Origin of the sequence: Psychroflexus sp. MES1-P1E, assembly GCF_002836055.1 — a bacterium.
In the GTDB taxonomy this organism is placed as follows: Bacteria; Bacteroidota; Bacteroidia; order Flavobacteriales; family Flavobacteriaceae; genus Psychroflexus.
The window spans coordinates 1-3,539 of sequence record NZ_PJBS01000207.1 but is presented as its reverse complement, the minus strand read 5'-3'; the positions used below and the strand labels follow the sequence as shown (position 1 = coordinate 3,539).

The following is a 3,539-nucleotide window of genomic DNA, read 5'->3' as shown; positions in this document are numbered from 1 at the left end:
TAGCCGTAGGGTCAGGACCAGAATTTGTAGTCTCGCTTAACAAGCTTGCGACTTACTAAGGGTTCAAAGCGTTACCCCTGCCCATAAGGAACTTCCACCCGTTGGGACAGTCTTGTAAAAGAGCTATATTTACCATTCAAGGCACACAAAAGGTATAAAAATAATAAGGGTTAAGTACCAAACCCAAAGTTGGTACATATTTGCAAAATCCGCCAAATTTACAATTTGACGGTTAAAAGAAAAATAACGGTAAAATTGTAAATTTGGCTAAGTGCTAAAACCGAAAGTAAGTTCATTTTTAATCCCTTACTATTCTTATACAAATCGCTATAGGGAATAAACCGTCTAACTTATTATTTTATGAAAAAACCATTTGATCGCATTATTACCATAATGTTTGAGAATCAGTACAGAAACTACGTGATTTCAAATCCTTTCTTAAAAAAACTGGCTTCTGCTGGAGCAGATATGACCAATTACTTTGGTGCATTTCATCCTTCTCAAACAAATTATTTAGCTTCTTTCGCTGGTGAAGTATGTGGTGTCACCACTGACACACCTCCCTCCTCACCACTCTTGCAAGAAACTTTAGTGGATTTATTAGAAGAAAAAAACGTGAGCTGGAAAGCTTATATGGAAGCTTACCCTAACGAACCATGGAATCCCGCTTGGCAAAGCCCGAAGTATCCAGCCCAAGATCAACCCATTACTCAAAATCCTCCTGCTGGAGCTAAAGATCTATCGAGGTATTATCGTAAACACAATGCATTTGCTTCGTTTCATAACGTTCAAAAAGAGGAAGCGCGATGGAATAAAATCGTAAGTGATGTGGATTTCTGGAAAGATGTAGCGAATGATTCTCTTCCCGAATATAGCTGGTTTACACCCGACATTTGGAACGATGGCCATTACCTTTACAATACGCATATTGATACCAACCCGCGTACACAACTGGTTCCACAATTATCTGCTTGGTTGGAGCATGTTTTTCTAGGAAACATTGCAACTACAAAAATTCAAGGAGGTTCAGAAACAGGTTTAAATAATATTGGACTTAATTTAGATGTGGATTTGTTATTAAGCGATCCGAAAAAAGCTTGGGCACAATCTAATGTACCTGAAGGAACGCTTATTGTTGTCACATTTGATGAGGCCGATTATGATGCTGTTGGATATGACACCAGTTACGATGGTCCAAACCAAGTATACACGGTTCTTTTAGGAGACATGATTGAACCTGGAACTAGTATATCAACTCCATATAATCACTATAACCTTATTAAGACTGTTGAAGAAAATTTTCAATTAGGCTCTTTAAATAAGAATGACCACGGTGCAAATTGGTTTCGTTTCTTATGGAACGAAGCCTTTGCTTGGAATGCCCCAGTAAACACAGATTTCTCTGTTGGAAATGCGCTTGCCATTACCAATGAAACAGAAGGTGAACATATTGTATTTTCCAATGCCAGTGGACAATTATTTAGTAGTATCCTCAGCGATTCAGGCTGGAGCAACCCTAATAAATTAGGCATTATCACCCAAGGGAAAATTGCTCTGGCAACCATCAAAAGCAAAACAATATTGGTAAATATTGGCCCAAATGGAGAGTTAATGACGACCACTTACGACACGGTAAAAAAACAATGGTCTGAAACACGTTCTTTGCAACAAACCACATCAGGAAGTATTGCCTTAGCAACTTATTTAGACGTGGATACTAAGACAAATAAACTGATGCTATGTTGGGTAGCTGCGGATGGGTTTATTCAATCAATGGAAGGAAATGTTAATGGTTTATCAGGAACAGTTGTCCCCGTAAATCAGCTAACTGACGGAGACATGACATTAGGACAAGTTGGTGCTGCTTTGTTTCTAGTTTATAAAGAACGGAACACGCGTAAAATGCGCATAACTTCTTTTAATACTGCCCCATTTAATGCTTTCGATGCCGTTGACTTCGATGGCAATCCTGCTCCAGAAAACAATACTACTTTGGGTCAGTGGTCAGTAACGGATTACACGGTAGGTCATTTTTCAAAGAAAATGGCAGCATTGGCCGATGAATATCAAAACTTAGGACATATGGCGATGGCAACGTTGTCGGGTGAGATGCACTTGGTGCACCGAGGAGGCTATAAAGACCTATCGAATACTTACACTGAAAAATTTGGGCTCACAGGTATTTATGCTGCAGCTAATGAATTATCCAATGGCTATGGCACACTAGACCAAGCTGGATGGACAAAAGAAGAAGAAATGACTGATGTAGCTATTAATACAAATAGTCCTGTTGCGATGTGCTCTAATGGAACAGCGCTTACTTTAGTTTGGGCTGATGCTAATAGCAATACCATTAAATACATACAAGGAGAATATGCAACTACTTAAAAACTACGGTGTAATTTCATTGCATAACACTTTCAAAGCAATCAAAAAAGCCCATAACAAGAGCTAAACTTCATTAAAACGCAGTTTAGCGTGACCGTTGCCAACACTATGAAAAAACGATTATCTACATACATTTTAGTTCTATTTATTTTTTCGTTTATGTCTTGTAAAAGTCAGGAAAATAAAAAAACTAAAATAATTCAAACACCAAAATCGTTTAAAATTCTTGACGAAATAGAAGGCGATTTAGACAAAGATGGAGTTTCTGAAAAAGTTATAGTTTACGATACTGAAAAGGAAACTGATTTAGGAACAGAAAGACAAATATTCATTTACAAAAAAATTAATGATAAATGGGAATTGTGGAAAAAATCAGTTGGTGCAATATTACCAAGTCAGCACGGAGGAATGATGGGAGACCCTTTCGAAACAATATCAATTGAACGAAATTGTATTGTAATTAATCATTTTGGAGGAAGTCGTCAAAAATGGAATTATACCCATAGGTTTAGATTTCAAAGCGGAGAATTTCAATTAATCGGAGTAACTGTGAATTATGGTTCACCTTGTGATTATTTCTTCACTTTTGACTACAATCTGTCAAATGGAAAAATAAATTACGAAAAGGAAACCGAAGATTGTGAGAATGAAAACTCAAAAATAGAGAAAAAAGTAATGATTAGGAAATTGGAAACTTTGCCGACAATGAATGGTTTTTATCCTGGTAATACGGAATTGAAATTTCCAAAATCTGAAACGACAATATATTATTAAATAAAAATACTGTTGCTAATCGAGTGGATGGCTCCGCCATCAGATGACGGAGTGTACCCCTCACACCACCCTACCCTTCGACATGGCTCAGGATAAACCAAGCGGGTCTCGTATACGGCGGTTCGCAATCCGTCTTTTCAATCGCTCTTTACATTAATCGAAACTATTCTGTACTTTTTTAAGGGGCTACAGATTTTCTGGGGGTTGCCTATTTACGAAAATTAATGCTCCCATTATAATTTCTGGAAGGATTACCTTCCCTACTTGTGAAACCTATGCAGTTTTATGCAACTCGTTTCTCGTGGGGACTACCATCCCGATGCTTCGGGACTGACTTCTCTACCTAACCAACTCCTAGTTGTAGAGACCTTCCCAAG

2 protein-coding genes are annotated in these 3,539 nt (G+C 37.8%); both read left to right on the top strand.

Features of this window, described 5'->3' with window-relative positions:
- The first annotated feature begins 360 nt into the window (after positions 1 to 360).
- Positions 361 to 2,388, top strand: a complete 2,028-nt coding sequence (locus CXF67_RS08730; protein ID WP_102088407.1) for an alkaline phosphatase family protein — start codon at positions 361 to 363, stop codon at positions 2,386 to 2,388.
- A 108-nt stretch (positions 2,389 to 2,496) separates the two neighbouring features.
- Positions 2,497 to 3,162: a hypothetical protein gene (locus tag CXF67_RS08725; RefSeq protein WP_102088406.1), complete on the top strand. Its 666-nt coding sequence runs from the start codon at positions 2,497 to 2,499 to the stop codon at positions 3,160 to 3,162.
- Positions 3,163 to 3,539 lie beyond the last annotated feature (377 nt).